18 protein-coding genes and 1 pseudogene are annotated in these 20,752 nt (G+C 37.1%); 15 read left to right on the top strand and 4 right to left on the bottom strand.

The window, feature by feature from the left end; translation table 11 throughout:
- The first annotated feature begins 6 nt into the window (after window positions 1–6).
- Window positions 7–1,371 (top strand): efflux transporter outer membrane subunit, encoded by a 1,365-nt coding sequence (locus tag DXD68_RS14895; protein WP_122362349.1) that lies wholly within the window; start codon window positions 7–9, stop codon window positions 1,369–1,371.
- Between the two features lie 90 nt (window positions 1,372–1,461).
- Here the strand turns inward: DXD68_RS14895 and DXD68_RS14890 are convergent, their stop codons facing one another.
- From DXD68_RS14890 to DXD68_RS14880, 4 genes and pseudogenes are all read right to left on the bottom strand, one after another.
- Complete coding sequence (locus DXD68_RS14890; protein WP_122362348.1) at window positions 1,462–2,001, bottom strand: very short patch repair endonuclease; 540 nt, start codon at window positions 1,999–2,001, stop codon at window positions 1,462–1,464.
- Window positions 2,002–2,294: 293 nt separating this feature from the next.
- Window positions 2,295–2,741, bottom strand: coding sequence for a hypothetical protein (locus DXD68_RS14885; protein WP_122362347.1), 447 nt, complete (start codon window positions 2,739–2,741; stop codon window positions 2,295–2,297).
- Window positions 2,738–2,896: a hypothetical protein gene (locus tag DXD68_RS24120; RefSeq protein WP_158585893.1), complete on the bottom strand. Its 159-nt coding sequence runs from the start codon at window positions 2,894–2,896 to the stop codon at window positions 2,738–2,740. The genes DXD68_RS14885 and DXD68_RS24120 overlap by 4 nt, the downstream gene beginning before the upstream one ends.
- A gap of 25 nt (window positions 2,897–2,921) precedes the next feature.
- Window positions 2,922–3,361 (bottom strand): annotated as a pseudogene (locus tag DXD68_RS14880) (DUF4373 domain-containing protein).
- A gap of 547 nt (window positions 3,362–3,908) precedes the next feature.
- Between DXD68_RS14880 and DXD68_RS14870 the strand changes: the two are divergent.
- The 14 genes from DXD68_RS14870 to DXD68_RS14805 all read left to right on the top strand — a co-directional run bounded on the left by DXD68_RS14870 (window position 3,909) and on the right by DXD68_RS14805 (window position 20,740).
- Window positions 3,909–4,112, top strand: coding sequence for a helix-turn-helix domain-containing protein (locus DXD68_RS14870; protein ID WP_122362479.1), 204 nt, complete (start codon window positions 3,909–3,911; stop codon window positions 4,110–4,112).
- Window positions 4,096–5,229 carry a DNA cytosine methyltransferase gene (locus tag DXD68_RS14865; RefSeq protein WP_199715691.1) on the top strand — a complete coding sequence of 378 codons (1,134 nt, stop codon included), beginning with the start codon at window positions 4,096–4,098 and terminating at the stop codon, window positions 5,227–5,229. Before DXD68_RS14870 ends, DXD68_RS14865 begins: the two co-directional genes overlap by 17 nt.
- Window positions 5,222–6,397, top strand: a complete 1,176-nt coding sequence (locus tag DXD68_RS14860; protein WP_122362344.1) for a DNA cytosine methyltransferase — start codon at window positions 5,222–5,224, stop codon at window positions 6,395–6,397. Before DXD68_RS14865 ends, DXD68_RS14860 begins: the two co-directional genes overlap by 8 nt.
- 13 nt (window positions 6,398–6,410) lie before the next feature.
- On the top strand, window positions 6,411–8,633 hold the full coding sequence (locus tag DXD68_RS14855) for a hypothetical protein (protein ID WP_122362343.1): 2,223 nt from the start codon (window positions 6,411–6,413) through the stop codon (window positions 8,631–8,633).
- Window positions 8,633–10,783: an LlaJI family restriction endonuclease gene (locus DXD68_RS14850; RefSeq protein WP_122362342.1), complete on the top strand. Its 2,151-nt coding sequence runs from the start codon at window positions 8,633–8,635 to the stop codon at window positions 10,781–10,783. The genes DXD68_RS14855 and DXD68_RS14850 overlap by 1 nt, the downstream gene beginning before the upstream one ends.
- A gap of 462 nt (window positions 10,784–11,245) precedes the next feature.
- On the top strand, window positions 11,246–11,404 hold the full coding sequence (locus DXD68_RS24115; RefSeq protein WP_158585891.1) for a hypothetical protein: 159 nt from the start codon (window positions 11,246–11,248) through the stop codon (window positions 11,402–11,404).
- 302 nt (window positions 11,405–11,706) lie between these two features.
- Window positions 11,707–12,027, top strand: coding sequence for a helix-turn-helix domain-containing protein (locus tag DXD68_RS14840; RefSeq protein WP_122362340.1), 321 nt, complete (start codon window positions 11,707–11,709; stop codon window positions 12,025–12,027).
- Between the two features lie 3 nt (window positions 12,028–12,030).
- A complete protein-coding gene (locus tag DXD68_RS14835; RefSeq protein ID WP_122362339.1) occupies window positions 12,031–13,305 on the top strand; it encodes a type II toxin-antitoxin system HipA family toxin in 1,275 nt (424 codons plus the stop codon).
- A gap of 12 nt (window positions 13,306–13,317) precedes the next feature.
- On the top strand, window positions 13,318–13,923 hold the full coding sequence (locus DXD68_RS14830) for a hypothetical protein (RefSeq protein WP_122362338.1): 606 nt from the start codon (window positions 13,318–13,320) through the stop codon (window positions 13,921–13,923).
- A 134-nt stretch (window positions 13,924–14,057) separates the two neighbouring features.
- Window positions 14,058–15,053 carry a DUF2971 domain-containing protein gene (locus tag DXD68_RS14825; RefSeq protein ID WP_122362337.1) on the top strand — a complete coding sequence of 332 codons (996 nt, stop codon included), beginning with the start codon at window positions 14,058–14,060 and terminating at the stop codon, window positions 15,051–15,053.
- A gap of 178 nt (window positions 15,054–15,231) precedes the next feature.
- Complete coding sequence (locus DXD68_RS14820) at window positions 15,232–15,444, top strand: helix-turn-helix transcriptional regulator (RefSeq protein ID WP_122362477.1); 213 nt, start codon at window positions 15,232–15,234, stop codon at window positions 15,442–15,444.
- A gap of 10 nt (window positions 15,445–15,454) precedes the next feature.
- Window positions 15,455–16,654, top strand: a complete 1,200-nt coding sequence (locus tag DXD68_RS14815) for a DNA cytosine methyltransferase (RefSeq protein WP_122362336.1) — start codon at window positions 15,455–15,457, stop codon at window positions 16,652–16,654.
- Between the two features lie 5 nt (window positions 16,655–16,659).
- Window positions 16,660–18,507, top strand: coding sequence for an McrB family protein (locus DXD68_RS24530; RefSeq protein WP_233577166.1), 1,848 nt, complete (start codon window positions 16,660–16,662; stop codon window positions 18,505–18,507).
- 25 nt (window positions 18,508–18,532) lie between these two features.
- Window positions 18,533–20,740 carry a DUF2357 domain-containing protein gene (locus DXD68_RS14805; RefSeq protein ID WP_122362335.1) on the top strand — a complete coding sequence of 736 codons (2,208 nt, stop codon included), beginning with the start codon at window positions 18,533–18,535 and terminating at the stop codon, window positions 20,738–20,740.
- The last annotated feature ends 12 nt before the right edge of the window (window positions 20,741–20,752 follow it).

Here is a 20,752-nt window from a genome sequence, read left to right as displayed (position 1 = left end):
TAAAATATGAAGAAGATAATTCTGTTATCCGCAGTTACTGTTCTGTTGAGCAGTTGTGGTATATACAGTAAATATAAACCGGAAACGGCCGTACCCGACAATTTGTACGGAGAAGGGATAGAGACGGCCGACACTGCCGGAATAGGTGACAGAGACTGGCATGAGCTTTTCTCCGATCCGAAGTTGCAGGCCCTTATCGAACAGGGACTGCAGAACAATACTGACTATCAGTCGGCACAGCTCCGTGTGAAGGAGGCCGAAGCGGCTTTGATGTCCGCCCGTCTGGCATTCCTGCCTTCGTTTGCCTTGTCTCCGCAAGGTACCGTGAGCAGTTTTGATACCCGCAAGGCGACACAGACTTATTCGCTGCCTGTCACTGCCAGTTGGGAGCTTGATATATTCGGGCGTATGCACAACGCTAAACTGCAGGCAAAAGCGGTTTACGCACAAAGCGAGGATTACCGGCAGGCCGTGCGGACCCAGCTGGTAGCCGGAATCGCCAATTCCTATTATACGCTGTTGATGCTGGATGAACAGCTTGCCATCACGTGTGAGACGGAGGAGGCATGGCGTGAAACGGTTTCTTCTACCCGTGCACTGATGAATGCGGGCATGGCTGATGAGGCGGCCGTGTCACAGATGGAAGCTGCTTATTATCAGGTACAGGCATCCGCCCTCGATCTGAAAGAGCAGATCAATCAGGTGGAGAACAGTCTGGCTTTGCTGCTGGCCGAGACGCCCCGTTATTTTGAACGGGGCACATTGGATGAGCAACAGTTTCCGGAGGACTTGTCGGTAGGTGTTCCTGTTCAGATGTTATCCAACCGTCCTGACGTCCGTTCGGCAGAGCGTTCACTGGAAGCAGCGTTCTATGGAACCAATCAGGCCCGCGCCTCTTTTTATCCTTCCGTAGTGCTGAGCGGGAGTGCGGGTTGGACCAACTCGGCAGGGGCGATGATTGTCAATCCGGGTAAGTTCCTGGCTTCGGCAGTCGGCTCGTTGACACAGCCTTTGTTCAACCGTGGACAGGTCATTGCCCAATACCGCATCGCGCAGGCACAACAGGAAGAAGCCAGCCTGGCTTTTCAGCAGACTTTACTGAATGCCGGAAGCGAAGTGAACGATGCGTTGGTTGCTTATCAGACAAGCCGGGAGAAAACGATCTTGTTCGACAAGCAGATCGTTTCGCTGGAAAAGGCCTTGAAAAGCACCTCTCTGCTGATGGAGCACGGTACTTCTACTTATCTGGAAGTCCTGACCGCCCGCCAATCTTTACTGAGTGCGCAACTGTCACAAACGGCCAACCGTTTTTCTGAGATACAGAGTGTGGTAAACCTTTATCATGCACTGGGTGGCGGAAGAGAAAAGTAACCGTAAACCTTCTCTATTATTTATTCTAGATTTGAAGCGGGATTGTGTCTTGGGAAAGATGGCAGTCCCGTTTTTTTAGTTTTCTTTTACCTATTTTTTATTTGAATTAAACGTATTCTTATTCTTTGTTTCATAAAATGTTATATCCTTTTCTGCCACCATAGACGATTCTTCATCTTCATTAATAGGATAGCTCACTGTGTGATCTTTCAGAAAGATATGATTAAGAGTGAACAGTAATGAGGTAAGAGTCTGTTCGCGTATTTTGGGTTTTAGCTCGCATTCCCATATGGTAATACAATACCATCCCATTTTGATAAGTTCTTTCCGTACTTTTTTATCCCGCTCAATATTACGGTTGATTTTCTTGGTCCAGAATTCTGTATTCGATTTTGGGATAACAAAATATTTACAACCTTCGTGGCCGTGCCAAAAACAACCGTTTATAAAGATACAGGTGCGGTACTTGCGTAGAACGATGTCGGGGTGCCCTGGTAACCTAGGGTGATTCAAACGGTATCTGAATCCACGGGAAAACAGATACTTTCTTACTATTATTTCCGGCTTAGTATTGGTAGAATGTACGGCAGCCATGTTTTTGTGTCGTTGTTCTTTCGAAAGGGTATCCATATGAATATTCCGGTTTATATTAAAAGAAATATAGGGTTATCCGAATGGTTTCGTTTTTGTTGATTATTCTCCCCATCTTGCAGGTCAATCTTTGACTTTCTATGTTGAGTTATACGTTGTTCAAGTTTTGCAGCCATATTGTTCAATATTATTGGGTTAATACAAAGGTATGATTTTTCTCCCTGCCTGTAGGCTTTTATGCATAATTTTAGATAATTGTTGCTATAGATAAATAGTTCCTGATTTTATGAACAGTAATGTAACCCAATAAAATATATTCTTTGAATCACGGTTTACGTTATCATAAGCAATTCTCCTTCTTCCTCAATCACTTTGTCAAAAAACTCTTTCAAAAGAATCGCCATCGCTTGCTGTTTCACCAACACCTGCCGTTCACGCTCCACAACCGCACGGTAACGCAATTCGCTTGTCTGGTATGTTTTCAGCCAGCGAGTGATGGTGCGCAGGTTCAGTCCCATAAAGTCGCCGTACTCGCCTTTTGCACCCAGCTCAAAGCAGAGTTCCACTTCCTGCAAAGTCAGAGAAGGATAAGACTCTTGCTGGTCGGTGGCGACTTTGGCTATCAAAAGCCCCAGATCATGCTCGCTGGGAGGTTTGAAACCGACCAGGGCATATGTCTGCAGGAGAATACGATTCACGTAGGGCAGAATTTCCTGTAGCGGGTATGTCGATACCCGGCGTTCTTCGACGGCAAGCCGTAATCTGTTATCCAAACTCATACGGCTTGCGAATTACAGATTTTCAGGGCTATCTCGGTGACACGCTGACCGGTTTCAATCAGTTCCCGGATTCTTGAAGGACGTTCGGGGTGACCGGAATTTCCGGAAGAATACGGTGCCGGCAGCGTTGCCTGCCAGTCTTCGTCCGCCAGCAAGGCTTCTTTCCATTGTTCACGTTCTTCATTCAGATTCTCCGGTTCTTTTTCCGGCTCCTCGCACGCGTGTTGCTGCTGTTGTAAATTTATTTTCCTCTACTATACTTTCCTTTATTTTTCGGCGGCGGACTGTCGCTTCAAAGAAACGAATTTGGATGCTGCGGGAAGTCAATATACCAAATTTATGAAACAAATTTGTGTCAAAGAAATTTCTTTCTAGAAGAGATTGAAACAGAGTATCCATAAACTGAATATCGACCTCTATTCCGGCTTTCCGGCAAAAGAGCAGACAGATATCTTTATCCCAACGACAATAAAATCCTTCCTTGCTATTCTGCAAAGTAATTTTAATGTTATCAGCGAACCTTTCCAGCCATGCTCTGCCTCAATCAGAGCAATTTTTTCGATAACGAAAAAATCGATGTTCAACGAAAAAGAATCTACCCCCTTGTTTTGTAATGACATTCTGTATTGTTATTTTTTTTAGTTATGATTTTTATTGCCCGAATAACGAGCCGCACAGTCTTAAACGTCAGCAGTTCTGCCGGCAACACGCGTATTACGCACCAGCCGGAGATTGCCGCCTCATTGTATTTCTCCATGTCGCACAGGTAACAGCCTTCAGAATCTAATTTATCAATGTGAGACAACAATCGAGTAGATAAGCCAGCAAACAGCAAAAAAGAAAAAGTCAAGCAGAAGAGTCCGCTATATAGTAATATGGCTATTTCTATTTTGGTTATTGGCTTAATTACATATATACTGTTTAGAGCAAGTATATAAATGAATCTCTCTCTGAGTATAGAGTAGTTGTATACTAGCTTTTTTGAACATGAAAATACATACGTTAGAACAGATATCAACTTATAGATTCTACCAGTTTTGAAAACTTATTCCAAGCTTTACGTTGTGTTATCTTACTAAAATATATAAATATCGTATTAAACACACTATTCTATGAATAAATTAGCTATTTTTGTATAAGGTTTTAATGTCGTCAATCCAAAAGTTTATGAAACTGAATAGAATTAAGGTCGTTTTGGTTGAGAAAGAAATGTCTCAAACACTATTAGCTGAAAAAATAGGAAAAAGCTTTAGCACTGTTAATGGCTATTGTTGTAACCGTGTTCAACCTAGCCTTGACACGCTACAACGCATCAGTGAAGTGCTTGGAGTAAACATGAAGGAGCTGATAACTGATGAGAAAGAAAGATAGTAGAATGAATATTCAAAACACAATAGATAACATTGATTGGAATGGTCCAAATTGGTTGGATAAGATATTTGAATACCCCAACCGTATAATACGTATTGGAACCACCTTTAGTGGCATTGGTGCGATAGAACATGCATTTCAAAGGCTTAATTTAAATACAGATCTTTTATTTGCTGGAGACATTGAGCCAAATTGTAAAAAAGCATATTTTGCTAATTATGATTTAAGGGAGGAAGCTTGGCATACGGATATACACAATTTTGATGCAACACCATATAACGGAATAATAGACTTATTTGTCGGTGGTGCACCTTGTCAGGCATTTTCAATGGTAGGTTTTAGAAGAGGGTTTGAGGATACACGAGGAACTCTATTTAGAGAATTTGCACGTGTTGTTAAAGAATGCTGTCCTAAAATTTTTATTTTTGAAAATGTTCAAGGCATTCTAACTCATGATAATGGGAGAACATGGGAAGTTATAAAAAATACATTTGAAGAATATTGTGGTTATGATATTCATTACCAATTATTAAATAGTAAAAATTACGGTATTCCGCAGCATAGAGAACGTTTGTTTTGTATAGGATTTAGAGAAAAAACAGACTTTAAGTTTCCTGCACCAATTGAGTTGAAATATCGCATGTATGATTTTCTAGAAGATTGGTCGGACTCTTGTTTCTATAATGTACAAAGTAAATGTAAAGAATTAGGGGAACATGATTTTAATCGTTTTACTTTCCCTGTTAGCGAAGTCGAAGATAAATATTATTTATCTGAAAAAGTTGCCAAATATGTTTTAGCAGGTGGAACTAAGAATTTTAAGACTTCAACAAAAACAGATTTAGATGTAGCAAGACCTCTTTTGCATTCTATGCATAAAATGCACAGAGCAGGAGTTGATAATTATGTCACTTTTAATAAAAATAAGGGTATAAACGGAATTCGAAAATTGACACCTAGAGAATGTCATAGACTAATGGGATTTCGTGATACATTTAACATTGTCACTAGTAACACAGCCGCATATATGGAGGCTGGAAATAGTATCGTTGTGGACGTATTAATTTCTATACTAAAGCAATTGGATATTACTAAATATGGAGTAGATAATGACTAATAAATACGCGAATATACAAAACACCCAAGATAATATTGATAATGATTATACTTGGTTAAATCATGCATTTGAATTTCCTGAACGAACTATTCGTATCGGAACTTCATTTAGTGGCATTGGTGCTATTGAGCATGCTTTTCAAAGATTAGGATTGAATTATCAAATTCAATTTGCAGGAGATATTGATTCTGATTGTAAGAAAGCATACATGGCAAACTACAAACTACTAGAGGAACGTTGGCATGATGACATTCATGATTTTGATGCAAAGCCATTTAAAGATAAAGTAGATTTATTTGTTGGTGGCGCTCCATGTCAAGCATTCTCAATCAGAGGTAAAAGAGGTGGATTTGAAGATACTAGAGGTACTTTATTCAGTGAATTTGCTAGAATTGTGATTGAATGTCGACCGAAAGTTTTCATTTTTGAGAACGTCAAGGGTATGTTGAATCATGACAACGGTAGAACATGGAAAACTATTAGAAAAACATTTGAGGAAGATTGTGGCTATCAGATCTATTATCAAGTTCTGAATAGTAAAGAATACGGTATTCCGCAAAGTAGAGATAGAATTTTTTGTATAGGCTTTAAAACGGAATGTGATTTTAAATACCCTAAGCCTATCCCATTGACAAAAAGCATGTATGATTTTTTGGAATCATGCGTTGATACAAAATATTTCCTTAAGCAAAAAGGAGCATTCTTTGTAACAAGGACGATAAATCATATTAAAAGTTACACTCAAGTTAATGGTGATATAGCATTATGTCAGAAACGAAATCAGCAATTTAATTGGCATGGAGATTTCATATATCATCCAATAGGAAAATCGGAAAAGATTGATGCGACTGATAATCATGTATTCCATACTTCTGACTTTGAAGAACAATACTATCTGACGGATAATGTAAAAAAATACGCACTTACAAAAGATTGTGAGGGGGGATATAACATGAGTGAAAGTAATGAAATCATTCCTCATTTAGGTAGATATAGAAAATTATCTCCACGCGAATGTTTAAATTTAATGGGATTTGATGATTCTTTTAAAATAGTTGTGTCAGATGCGGCTTGTTACAAACAAGCGGGCAATAGCATTGTAGTGAATGTTTTAATGGCTATTTTGAGACAATTAGATATAACAAAATATGGTGTTTCAATAATTTAATTGACAAATAATTATGGCTGATCCAATTTGTAGGTGGCGAAATGTCACTATTAAACAAGTATGTGAATTTACAGCTATTCTTCCTTATTTTATAATGAAGAAAGATGCTGCGCGTGAATATGTCAATAACCACTGGAAAATGTGGGATGGAAGTCAGAACTTTTTTAGAACAGCGTATCAATTAGCATCTCAACTAGGATTATATTATGAAGATTCTGAAAACTTTTATCCTCGATTTGATCATGCTTTAAATTTTGATGAGGCTAAATCTTATATTGAAGGTTGGGTAAGAAGGTATTATATACCAAACCCATATACCGACAGTATTCAGGATAATAATGGGATTTTTGTTTTAAACTCTTTGTTAATGGATATAATTCAAGCGGGTAAAAAAACAACATTAAAGGATGCATTAGAAAGTACCTTTGATATCAAGCTTGGTAATGCAGATATAATTGCTAATATGCTAAATTTATTCTCTGATATATCTGTGGAGGCTGATGGAACTATTGCGCTAAAGGTGAATTATCAAAAAAAAACATTGCCTCCAGTTCCAACAGACAAGTTGGATAAAAAAGTGTTCTTTGATTATTTTAATGATATTGTTGTTCCTCAATGTAATATTGGTGAAAATCACTCTGAGAGTATAAAAGATTCTGCTGACTGTTTACAAGTAATTTACTATGGAGCGCCCGGTACGGGAAAATCCAATAAAATAGAAGAATACACAAACGGCACTAATCGTATCCGTACTACATTTCACCCTGATAGTGATTACTCCACATTTGTGGGAGCGTATAAGCCCACCATGGAGGGATATGAGGAAAAATTGTATACTAAAGATGAATTAATAAGTAAGCTTACTGAGTTTAAAGAACATGGTGTCCCTTATTCATCTCAGAAGTTTGGAGCGAAGTATTGGTATTCATTGAAACAACTGAGTATCGCAGATAAGAAGGCTATTTTGAGCGCTTGCGGTATGTCTGACAGCTACACAGTAGAGTTTGATAAAGGAATGGCCGTGGGAGAAGAATATCTTGCAAAATCAAATGAATCCCACATTGTTTATAAATATGTACCACAAGCTTTTCTTAAAGCATACGTTAATGCATGGAGATTGGTCAATGAAGGAGAGGCTTCGCCATATTATCTTATCATTGAAGAAATCAATAGAGGTAATTGTGCTCAGATTTTTGGTGATTTATTCCAGTTGTTAGACCGTGGAGATAACGGTGAGTCAAAGTTTGCCATTTGTCCAGATGATGATATAAAAAGGTTTTTGACTGGGGAATTTAAAGACTCTGTAAATCTTTCTGAAAAGATAAAGAATGGCGTTGAGATGCGTTTGCCAAGTAATCTATATATTTGGGCGACAATGAATACCAGCGACCAATCATTATTTCCTATTGATAGTGCATTTAAGCGTCGCTGGGATTGGGAATATATGCCAATCGAAAAAGGTAACAAAGATTTTATTATTGAAATAGGCTCAAGTAAATATGATTGGTGGCAATTTATCTCGGTTATCAATAATAAAATAGATGAAATAACAGGGTCGGAAGATAAAAAGATTGGCTATTGGTTTGCAAAACCTGCAGGAAACGGCACTTCAATCAGTTGTGACCAATTCGTTTCAAAGGTGTTGTTCTACCTATGGAATGATGTTTATAAAGATTATGCTGACGATAACAGAAGTATCTTCCGTATTAAGGAGGGAAATGGCACGAAGAAAGTTGTCTTTACGGAATTTTTTGGTTTACAGCGTGAAGCGATATTACATGCATTCATGGAGGCTAATGGAATAGTTCCATTAACAACGGAAGATACGGATTCTATTGCTGATGAAACAGAAATGGATGAAATAGCAGGGATACCTACATCACAACGAGACTATTCAAAGTATTCTATAAACGGAGATGGTGAATATGGTAAAGGAGAATTAGTAAAACGTACTATAGAATTATTCTGCAGAGATCATTCGGATATGAATGCAGATTCTGTGCGTAATCGATGGATGAGCTTAAATTGTACAATAAGGCATTTGGTTGAAACTCAGTCTGATTTTGAAGCAAGAATATTTGGCTCGTCTGACCCGAATCAAAGAGCTAAGCAGGTGATATTATCAAATGGAGAATCAATTTATGTATCGACTCAGATTGGCAGTGGAAATATTCAAGACTTTATTAATAAAGTAAATGCTGCAAACTTGGATATAACAATCGAAAAAATAAGATAATGAGAATTTTGATTGAAGGCTACCATTACCAAGCTTCGGATGTAAAAGATGCATTAAAGGGACTCGACTTCTTGGAAAATGTCAGCCATGAAGTCGTGGTAAATTATGTAGGCTATCTATATAACCCGCATATAAGGGATTGCGTCTTCTTTTTGCCGAAGGTACTTATTGATAGGAATGGGATGGTATTTTCTCATCTAGCCCCAGCTACAATCATTCATGTGGAAAAGGCAGAAGAACTAACAGAAGAGGAAAGAAAATTTATCTATGAGTTTGCAGTGTGGATATATCGCTCATTGTGTGTGTTTAATAAATACAACCCCAAGAACGATATAGTATACCATAAACAGATGGCACAGGCTGGTATAAGCCACCGTCATATGACTAATACCTATTTAGAGGTGCTATTAGCATTGGTTGAGTTTAACCGAAAGAATCAAAGCTTCTTTATGACTGTTTTGAAAAATATTCATTCAGGTCATAATAAAATAAATTGGACACGTACAATTGCTCATAGCACGACTATTGTACAAAATAATGTTCCTTTCTATTTGAATCCTGTAAATAAGAAACGACAAATAAATTTTGATGAAGAATTATTGGTTATCTTTTTCTCTATTCTTCGTTATATCAATGACAAATATGGTTTTCCTGTATCCATGAACGTAGGATTTGATTTGATAACGGGAGCAAAGTTTAATAATTATCTAAATGGTTTTGGTAAGGTTCGGCTCCGTCAAATTGAATATAAATATTTCTCTGATAAGTCTTTAGAGTTGTGGGGGCTATGTTATGCATTTTTCGATAAGTCACATAATATCTCTGTTGCCAGTGAGCTACAAGAGTATTTAATAGCTCAAAACTACAACATTGTGTTTGAGGCTATGATTGATGAATTGGTGGGTGATAAAAAGGAGATGCTTCCAAGAGGCCTTAAAGATCAAGAAGATGGAAAACGGGTAGACCATATCTATGCGGATGTTGGACTTACCAATACGAACGATAAAACCATATACTACATTGGCGATAGCAAGTATTATAAGCTTGGAAATTCCATTTCAGATGAGTCTGTCTACAAGCAATACACCTATGCACGAAATGTGATACAGTGGAATATGAATCTATTCCTAGATAATAAAGAAGAGGAAAAATGTTATCGCAGCCGGCTAACCGAGGGATATAACATTGTGCCCAACTTTTTTATCAGTGCAAGGATGGATAATGAACTTTCGTATGCCCAGGACATTTATACGACAGAGAATGAGCAGAAGTCGTTTATTTCACGTCACTTTGAAAACCGGTTGTTTGATCGTGATACTTTGCTTATCAGCCACTACGACGTAAATTTCTTATATGTTGTTTCGCTCTATGCACAAGACTGTGATAGTTCTAAGAACCTGTGGAAACAAAAGGTTCGTAAGAGGTTCCGAGAAGAAATTCAAGAAATGCTAAAAACACGTTTTGAGTTTTATGCGATGACAGCACGCCAAGGAGTAAATGGAGAAGAGTACATCAAAGTCAACTTCCAAATGGTATTAGGAAAACTTTATCAACCATACCACAGGGATGACTATTTTTCTTTGGCGCTAGATAAAGATTTAAAATATAAAAACGAAAATGAGACGTTGTTAACTGAGTTAAGGCAATATTTCTTTGTGGAAAAAGTAGCGATTGGAGATGATCCCGATACTATACTTACAGAAGTAGGCCAACGATCAAAACCATCATTATCGCTTTCGGGTAAATGTGGCGTTTTGATGGTTATGATGGAAAATTATAATATAAAGAGTTTAAATTTCATGCCTACTGGAAAAATAGCCATTGGAATAAAATATACAAAGGAGTCAATGGAGATAATAGAACATTTGAGTGAGTTGGGATATCTTCTCTTTCATCATAGGAATGATACTGACCAGCACTTGTTTTCTATAGGGGGTACTTGTTCTGTTGTATCAGCTGACGAAATAGAACAAAATGTGTATAAAAATGTAAACACATCCGAGATGTATATTCTCGTGAATTTCATAACTGAATATGAAATTGATAGTAATAGTCTTTGTTCTACCAAAAAAGGTTACACTTCAAAAACAAGATACGATGCTCAATATTCAACTTTGCATGATTTAATTAATAATGCTTTTAATCAATGAAACTTATTTGTTATGAAGATAGATAATTTGAAGCATTTTATTCGGTCAGCGAATATTTATTTTTTGATTTGTTGAGAATTATCTACTCCGTATCTTGAGACATTGAAAAATATAGTAATCTTAATCAAGTATAAAATGAACGTTACTTCCTTAAAATGCTCATATAAATGATGGCTATCGCTCATAAAACTAAAAAAAGGCGCTCAAAATATGAACTCCTGAATAAGTGTTGATTATATACCTTAATCATAAGTGATCACCTCTTACTTGCCGATGCAGCATATTAGACCAGTTGACTACCAATATTTTATAAATAAAATGGTAGAAAAGTCTGTTTTGCACTTCTTTTTCTTCGCTGAACGAGTACAAAATTAGTGCATTTTTCGGATTATGAAAGCAAGTGAAAAACTTTGTGCAAAATCATTTTTGAAGGGCTGATTGGGAGGTGTGTTTGTGGAAAGTATGGGATATATTGCATCGCATTTTGTTGGTGGTGATATTCGCGGTTATTTTGCTGGTTGTTTCTCCAAGGTTGAAGATGATGTAGTGTATTATAATGGTGCTGACCAAAAGAAAAATAAGGCAATCCTTTCTTTCTCCCTCTTTTTGACTTTACTTTAATGGACGTATACATGGATACAAAGGATAAAGTAAAGTCGTTTTTCTTTTGGCAAGCAGAATTGTTCTTTGATGTGATGTGTGATGAGGAGCAGATTGTATCTGTATAACAAATAATATTTTGTTCGTTAATAGGTATATATAGTGACAACAAACAATATAATAGCACTTGGTTTTGGGGATTTTTTTCTTGAAAATGGATTATATGCATGGTTAATTATGCAATGATGTGTGTTTTTTTATATGTAATATATCATTAAATAAAGAAAAAGCATTATCTTTGCATATTATATGATGAGTTGACTATGGCAAAGAATACAATGGGTACTAAATTGCCCCGAAAATTAGAGCAAAAAATGCAAATAGTGGGTGAGCAGATTAAATTGGCTCGCCTACGAAGGAATCTGAGTGTGGCTCAGGTGGCGGAACGTGCTACTTGTTCTCCGTTGACTGTAGCTAGAATAGAGAAAGGCGCACCGACTGTAGCGATTGGTATATATTTGCGTGTGCTGTATGCCTTACAGCTTGACGATGATATTTTGTGGCTGGCGAAAGAAGATAAATTGGGGAAAGCATTGCAGGATTTGAGTTTGAAGACAAGGGAACGTGCGTCAAAAAAGGAGTAGGCTATGAAGAAACTATATGTATATGCCGATTTTGACTGGCTGAAAGAGATAGAACTCATTGGCGAGTTGGGCTATGAGTCACTTCGTGGCTCGGACAGCTATTGTTTTGCGTTTAGCAATGAGTGGTTGAAAAAGCATGGCGATTTGTTTTTGAGCGATGATTTGAACAATTATCCGGGACAACAATATACACAGCCAGAGAAAGATATATTCGGATGTTTTTCTGATGCTTTGCCTGACCGCTGGGGACGGACACTGTTATTGCGACGTGAGCAGATTGCAGCAATGGAAGAAAAACGACCTGTGCAAAGGTTGTCTTCATTCGATTTCCTGACCGGTATTGATGACTTCTCCCGGATGGGTGCTTTCCGCTTCAAGGAAAACCTTGATGGAGAATTTATAAATGTGAGAGAGTTTTTGAAGATTCCACCTCTTACAGATATTAGAGAATTGAGAGCAGCCAGTGCGGAGATTGAGAGAAGCGAAGAAGACAATGTGTTACCAGACAGAAAGTGGATTACGCAACTTGTGCAGCCTGGTTCTTCATTGGGTGGAGCAAGACCGAAGGCAAGTGTGATAGATACAGATAAAACGCTGTACATTGCTAAGTTTCCATCACGTAAAGATGATTATGATGCCGGGCTTTGGGAATATTTTAGCCATCTGCTTGCAGTAAAAGCAGGTATCAATGCAGCGAAAACAAAAGTTCTTGCCACAGACGAAAAATATCATACATTGCTTTCGGTGCGTTTTGACAGAACCAAAGATGGAAAAAGGATTCATTTCGCTTCCGCAATGACTTTATTGGGACTGAATGACGGTGATAATGCGACTACAGGGCATGGTTATCTGGATATAGTTGATTTTATCATTCAGAACTGTACGGATGTAGAGCGCAATTTGCAGGAACTCTATCGTCGCGTGGCTTTCAATATCTGTATTGGCAACAGCGATGACCATTTCCGCAATCATGGTTTTCTTTTGGCTGCAAAAGGCTGGACGCTTTCTCCTGCATACGATATGAATCCTACTCAGAATGAATATCAAAGTCTGCTTATTTCTGCAACATCCAACAAGGCAGACCTCAGTATTTTGCTTGATGCTTGTGGAGATTATATGCTTAACCGAAAAACGACTGAACAGATTATTTCAGAGGTTACTAATGTTGTGAAAGGGTGGAGAGAACTGGCAACACGATTGGAGATTTCCAAGAGAGAAATGGATATGTTTAGTGGGGTGTTGGATAAGAGGTGTAATGTTAATTCTAAAGTAAATTGAAAAATTATAATTATGAGCGGAGGATATTTTGATAGGAATGTATATGCAATTGGTGAGATTGCGGATTCTATAGAGCGTGATATTGCAAGAGCTTTACGGCCAAAACCGGAGAAAATCCACAAGGATTATTGGACTATTTATGAGAAAGATAGCTTTGGTTCATTCCATAGTTATATGGGTTATTTGTCTTTTTTAAGCTATGAAGAAGCGGAATCTTTTCTTTTGTCAGATAAAACAATCATTAGGGCAGAACAAAAATATGTAGATCGACAATTCTTTGATGATAAAGTAATGTTCCAATCAACAAAGCGATATATGTCCGATATTCGTGATGGCGAACAGATTCCGGTATTATACTCAATCCATCATTGTTATTATGACCGTTATCCGGATGACGCTGATGTGTTGGAGTTATCAGATGAAACTATAGAGACTATGAAAGAGGCATACAAACAAATTCGCATTGCGGAGATATATGCAACTCGCATAGATTGGGTGATGAGTGGTGATGATGGGGAAGACGACCAGCATGAGAGACTTAAAGAGGATTTGGAAGCCTTTGAAAAAGAGTTTCAGGCTAAAGATTGGGCTTGTTTATACGAGGAAGGTAAAGATTGAAACAGTGAAAAGATGGAGTGATTTGGTGATGCGATTAGGTATGTGTGAGCGAGAATATAGTAATTTCAGGAATTTTGAGCAAAGAAATCATATCGAATCAGAAGCTAAAAATAAACACATAAATAGAAAATAATATGAACGGTGATGATAGACAGTTATTAGCGAAAGTGTTAGAAAGAAAAGATGAAAAATTACGAGAGGATTGGCAAGAAATCCAACGAATAGTAGATTCATGCGTTTTTCACTATACTAATGCAGGAACATTGGCTAGTATGCTTAATAATACATCAAAAGAAAAAATTCTTATGACATTTTGGGCTTCACATATTTCTTATATGAATGATCCAGAAGAAATAGAATATGGTGTTGGAAAAATGTGGGAAGTTTTACCCGATGTAGAAAAGGAATTGTCGATACCAATAGGGCAGAGAATCACAGAATTAGATAGGAAAGAATTAGATGAATTAATTTGGGATAGAAATATTGAGGAAAATAGTTTGACTAATATGTATTCTGTTTCTTTTTCAAAATCTTTTGATTCTTTGCCAATGTGGAATATGTATGGACAAAACGGCAGCGGTGTTTGTCTTGGTTTTGATTTAAATGAATTGAATGATTTCTTGAATTCAAATAATAAGGAACCACTAATGAAAATCACATATGGAGTGGGGGAATATATTGATAGTCTGCAAAAAGCAGATGAAGAAATGAACATATGGAAGGAGTACGTAAAACATGTATATAAAACAAATATGAATTTTATTGTTGGAAATTTTAAAATGGAAACAGAAGTTCAAGAGAATGTTGATACTAAAATTGCGCTTGATAATTATATGTTATTGCGAGCTTTTGTCCCAAGCAATATAAAGAACCCTGCTTATAAATATGAAGATGAATATAGGTTTTGTTGTAGAGAGTTTAATAATAAAGTTAATTATCGTAATCGAAATGGATTGCTATTGCCTTATATAGAGGTAAAATTACCCTTGACTGCGTTAAAGTTAGTAGCAATAGGGCCAACCGCAGATAAAAATAGGCAAATGATGTTGGTCGCAAAATTATTGAAAGAGAAAGCCTCAGACTTTAAGTCATTAACTTTTTATTCTTCAGAAATACCATATCGTCTTTGATAAGTAAGGTAAAATCATGTTTTTTTGTTAAAATGAATCCAAGATGGCAAAATAAATATTGAATTATATTTCAATATAAGGTTGTTTTTCGACATATATTTATTGAGAAATCATTATAATTTGAACAAGATTTCGATTATAATGATTATCTTTGCATTCAAAATATATCACAGAACGTATGAATAAAGATATAAATCGTTTGAAGGTGGTCTTAGCAGAAAAGAAACGCACCAATAAATGGCTGGCAGAACAGTTAGGAAAAGATCCGGGAACTGTTTCAAAATGGTGTACAAATACCATGCAACCAAACTTGGAAACATTAGTTGAAATTGCGAAAGTACTTGAAGTAGATATCAAAGACTTATTGTGGTCAATAAAAACATTTAATTAAATAGATACAAATGCCTAAAATAATAGCATCTCTGTTTTCTGGATGTGGTGGTCTTGATTTAGGATTTACAGGAGGATTTACATTCAGAGGACAGAATTACGATAGATTAAATACTGAGATTTTGTTTGCTAATGATTTTGATCAAGACGCACAATCTTGTTATAATGCCAATCCATTATTAACAAATGATGGAGTTAACTGTCTTTTGGCCGATATTAGAGACGTTAATGCCAACGAAATACCAGATTTTGATATTCTTTTAGCAGGTTTCCCATGTCAACCATTTTCCAACGCAGGCAAAAGACAAGGGGTCGATGATGAAAATGGAAGAGGTACTCTATTTGAAGAATGCCATAGAATAATTGCAGCCAAAATTGAAGCAGGACATCGTCCTCAAGCCTTTTTATTTGAAAATGTTAGAGGCATTCTTTCATCTCACGTTGCAAATGGCAATAGCGTGCCTGAAGAAATAGTTAGAATTATGGGAGATTTGGGGTATGACGTATCATACAAATTAGTTTGCGCTTCTGACTACGGAGTCCCCCAAAAACGTTATCGTGTTCTAATGGTTGGAATAGATCGAGAATTGAATCTTGGGCATTTCAATTTCAACTTATTGGAGACAGTTGTTCGGGAAAACAATATACCATCCGAACATTATGGAAACATTGAGGAACTGGTATTAGGTAGGATATTACAAGGTGTGGAGAATTTACCTGATAATGATGTATGGGAATATAGTCCAGGGACACAACAAACAGTAGATTTAATCGGAAGTTGTGCTCATGGTATTGAAGGATTTCAATATTTTCATGATGGATATTCTCATGCTCATTTACCAGCAATTTGTATGGAAGGGAGATCATGGAAAGATATACCTTATGAAATGCTGACTCCACGATTTAGAAATATCTATGATAATCCGAAGCGTTACCATGCTCCAAAATTCTTCAGACGATTTGCTTTTGGAGAAATTTGTGGCACAATTACAGCTTCTGCACAACCTGACAAATGTGGAATCACACACCCTATTGAAAACAGGAGATATTCTGTTAGGGAATGCGCAAGAATTCAGTCATTTCCAGATGACTATTTGTTCAACGCAATACCTTTAGCTGCTAGATATAAAGTTATTGGCAATGCTGTTCCTCCAATACTTGGTTGGATTACAGCAACAGCTTTGTTAAGATTTCTTCCAATTAATGAATAATAGATATGGCTTATATTGATAAAAAATCCCTATTGGCTGCTTATAAAGTATTGTCACACAATACAAGTAGTCCTTCGAGTCAAGGTGCTACTCAATTTATAAGTGCCATCAGATATTTATTTGCATTAGATCGTTTTGTCTTAAAAGGTAACAAGAATTGCGATACAAAAGAGAAAGAAGATAGAGAGCTATTTATTAATTATGTAGGAGATATTGTAAGTATAGACGGCTCTTATTATACATCGAACTTTTTCACAGATATAAAAAACGAAAAAGATTACAAAGTCGGAAGTAATTTCTTTTCAGTAAACGTTGTCAAAGAGTCTATTGCAAATCCTACGGTTTTACATGATTTTCCACGTAGAACTAAAGATGCGGCATTATTCAATGTTCAAAATGGAGTTTTGTCTATAAATAGAGCCTTTTATAAAAACATCAAGAAATATGTCACAAATAAAGATTGTAAAATAGCTCTTGCTATATGGCTGTGTAGAATGTATAATTTTAGTGTCTCAAAGATTGGGATTTCTGAAATTAAGAACAACTTGTCAAAATACTATTCTACTGAATTATTGAACGAACTATTGCCTACAAGTTCTGATTTCGCTGAATATGTTGTAAAATATGGGAGTTTGGAAATGTCCCAAGAAAAAGCAATAATTTCTCCTAAGGAAATTTTCAAAATGTTTGATAAAGAGAAAGATGACGATTCCAATCCTCAATACTACAAATATAGGGATATTATTACTGCCATCAAGACTAAGCCCTTTATTTTGCTTGCTGGTATTTCAGGAACAGGCAAGAGCCGCATCGTTCGTGAACTTGCTCGTGCATGTTGGGATGAAGATTCCACAGAATACAAAGCCCAAAAGCCTAAGAATTTTGAGATGATTCAAGTAAAACCTAATTGGCACGATTCGACCGAACTCATGGGATATGTTAGTCGTGTCAGTGGAAGCCCCATATATGTGATTGGCGATTTTTTAAGATTTATTACACAGGCTTGGGAAAACTTAGATGTACCTTATTTCCTTTGTCTGGATGAAATGAATCTTGCTCCTGTAGAACAATACTTTGCAGAATTTCTTAGCGTAATAGAATCTCGCAAAAGTAATGAAGATGGTACGATTACAACAGATCCCATCCTAAAGAAAAGTACGGAAGATTGGTATCGGGTATTGACCGCTGAACTGACAGAAGATAATGATGCATTAAGAACGCGTTTCTTGGAAGAAGGCATAACCATACCACAAAATCTAATCGTAGTTGGTACAGTAAATATGGATGAAACGACCTTTTCTTTTTCCCGAAAAGTACTTGACCGTGCCATGACCATAGAAATGAATGAAGTAGATTTGTATGCCGGATTGGACAGCAAATATGAACGCATTGGTAAGTTAAATAGTGATATGCTTATCGGCACAGCCGTAGAAGGAGTGGATGTCTATGCCGATAATGAGGAGGTTTGCAACAAGGTACTAACCTATTTGCAAGCAGTAAATGATGTCCTTAATGGTACACCGTTCAAGATTGCCTATCGTACAAGAAATGAATTTTTGCTTTATGTGGTAAACAACTTGCCATACAGTAAGGATGAAAACGGAAATGAGTTCAGTGAGGATGAAGTCATAGCAACTGCATTGGATGAAATAACAAGCATGAAAATATTGTCGCGTATTGAAGGAGACGATACAAAAGTCAAGCATTCATTTCTTGAAAAGTTGATTACCACTATCGAAACGCAGTTGTTGGCATTGACTGGAGAAGACAAGAAAATAGAATCTGTTTCCATAGCCAAACTGAAAGAAATGCAAGTACGATTGTCATCCGGTTATACAAGTTTCTGGAGCTAAAACTATCAGATATCTGCAAGAGACGATGGAACTGCTTACCATAAAACATCAGGATTTCGAAATGATTGTCGAATGTACAAAGTTCGATGACATTTGGCGTAAGGCCAAGAGCAATGTGGGAGAAGAAGGACTACACTCTATTTATTCTTGGTCGGAGGGAGTAGTATCTGTTTCTCTAAGCAACCATATTGGAGAAAGAGTTACGATTGAGAACAGCCAAAAAGCTCCTGCCGTATTTTTTGATAATGTCGATTATCCTATTTGGATTGAATTCAAGGACTATGTGAAAAAAGCACAGTTCGGTTCCATCCTTCAAAATGAAAATGAGAAATTTTCTTTTCGCAGACAGATATTAGCCGGTTTCCTGAATTATGGCAATGAGGTTGGGCACAGTGAAATACAATTCATATATCAAGTAGGGACAGAGACCCATAGGTTTGTTTTCTCATTTGAAGTGTTAAGCACAAAGCTCAACTATCACGAGCATTGGAAAACCATTATCGAGGATATTGAGCAAGAGTACAGAATGCTTTCACTTGATTATATGCGAAGAACCTTTCATGGCTTTTCGCCCGATACAAGCGGAAATACCCCAGAAATAATTTGGTGGAGCGTATTTGCCAATGAACAACAGAAATTCATAAAGGCTTGTAAAAATATCATTGACCGCCCACGGCATCGACTACATGGAAAGGATGCTTACAAACGTGCAGACAAGCTGACATTTATCCCCTCTTACATAGAAAACGAATTGGCAGAACACAGGAATGACTGTGCTCATTTATACCGTGTAGAGGAACATGTTTGGACAAATGATACACAAGAAAACAGGTTCCTGAAATTTGCACTTGGGCAAATTGCCGATAAGTATGAAGGCTTGAAGAAGCGTATAGAAGCTGTGAAGAATGCTTCCGATGTGATGAAGGACGATATGCAAGTCACGTTAACGACACTGAAGCACCTACAGCGAAATCCTTTTTTTCGCACTGTAGGAAACTACAAAGGAATGAATCAAGAAAGTTTGGTTCTGCAAAAGGCTACCGGATATAGTCAGGTATATCGCACGTGGAACCTACTCCAACGTTCCTATTCACTGAACGATGGTATATATCGCTTGCAGACCAAAGATATAGCAACGCTTTATGAAATTTGGTGTTTCATAGAAGTAAGCCATATAGTAAAAGAAAAGCTGCACTTATCTGATAAAGATATAGACCATAGAAACCGTATGGAAATGAATGGTCTGTTTACATGGGATTTGGGTAAGGGAGAACATTCGCGCATCCTTTTCAAGAAAGATAATGTAGAACTGGCGGAGTTAATCTATAATCCGAAGAGTTCTGAACATGAAAATAATTCAGTCGGTATAACTGACTTAGTAGTGCCAACTGTTCCTCAGAAACCGGACATTGTGTTGCAGCTTACCAAAAACGATTTGCAAGAAGGAATGAAAATGACTTACCTGTTTGATGCAAAATATCGCATTGATGGAAAGGATAAAAATGGAGTCGATGTTCCACCCGAAGATGCAATCAACCAGATGCACAGATACCGTGATGCCATCTATTATAAAGATTGCCAATCGGATGCTTTGAAAAAAGAAGTGATAGGCGGTTATATCCTGTTCCCGGGTGATGGTGAACCAACTGATGTTGCCGTATCTAAGTTCCGTAAGACTATAGATGAGGTAAATATTGGAGCATTCCCACTTCGTCCCAAGGATACTCATAACCGACTACTTTTAGAGCAATTCATAGAAGTACTTATTCAAAATAAATCGCATGAAACCATATCGAAAGTAATACCACAGAAAGGTTCTTTCGTTGGTGTCGGTAATCGCGTGTTGATAGGTCTTGTGACAAACAGCAGTCGTAAGGGTTATCTACAAAGTTTTATGGATGGTGAAGCCACACTCTACTATACAGGTAGCCACTTCCCGACAACTATTCCGTTGCAAGATCTTCATTATTTCATGCCATACTTCAAAGGCAAAGGAATACGTGATGTGTATGAAATAATAGGAATGCGCACCATTACAGCGAAAGATGCTAAGCAAATAGAGGGGGAAAGGGGGAAAGAGGCAAAGGATGATCTTAGACTTGCCTTTGACCTCCGTTTTGTACGTAAGCAATATAGTGAAATTCAGTCTATCAATACTAGTAAAATGGCAGATAACACATTTATTAATACTACGTTTGATGAGTTGAAAGATTTTATTGTAGGCAATGTTTAATTGGAGTGTGAA

The sequence above is a fragment of the Parabacteroides sp. TM07-1AC genome, assembly GCF_003480915.1.
In the GTDB taxonomy this organism is placed as follows: domain Bacteria; phylum Bacteroidota; class Bacteroidia; order Bacteroidales; family Tannerellaceae; genus Parabacteroides; species Parabacteroides chongii.
This window is presented reverse-complemented; position numbering and strand designations above follow the sequence as displayed.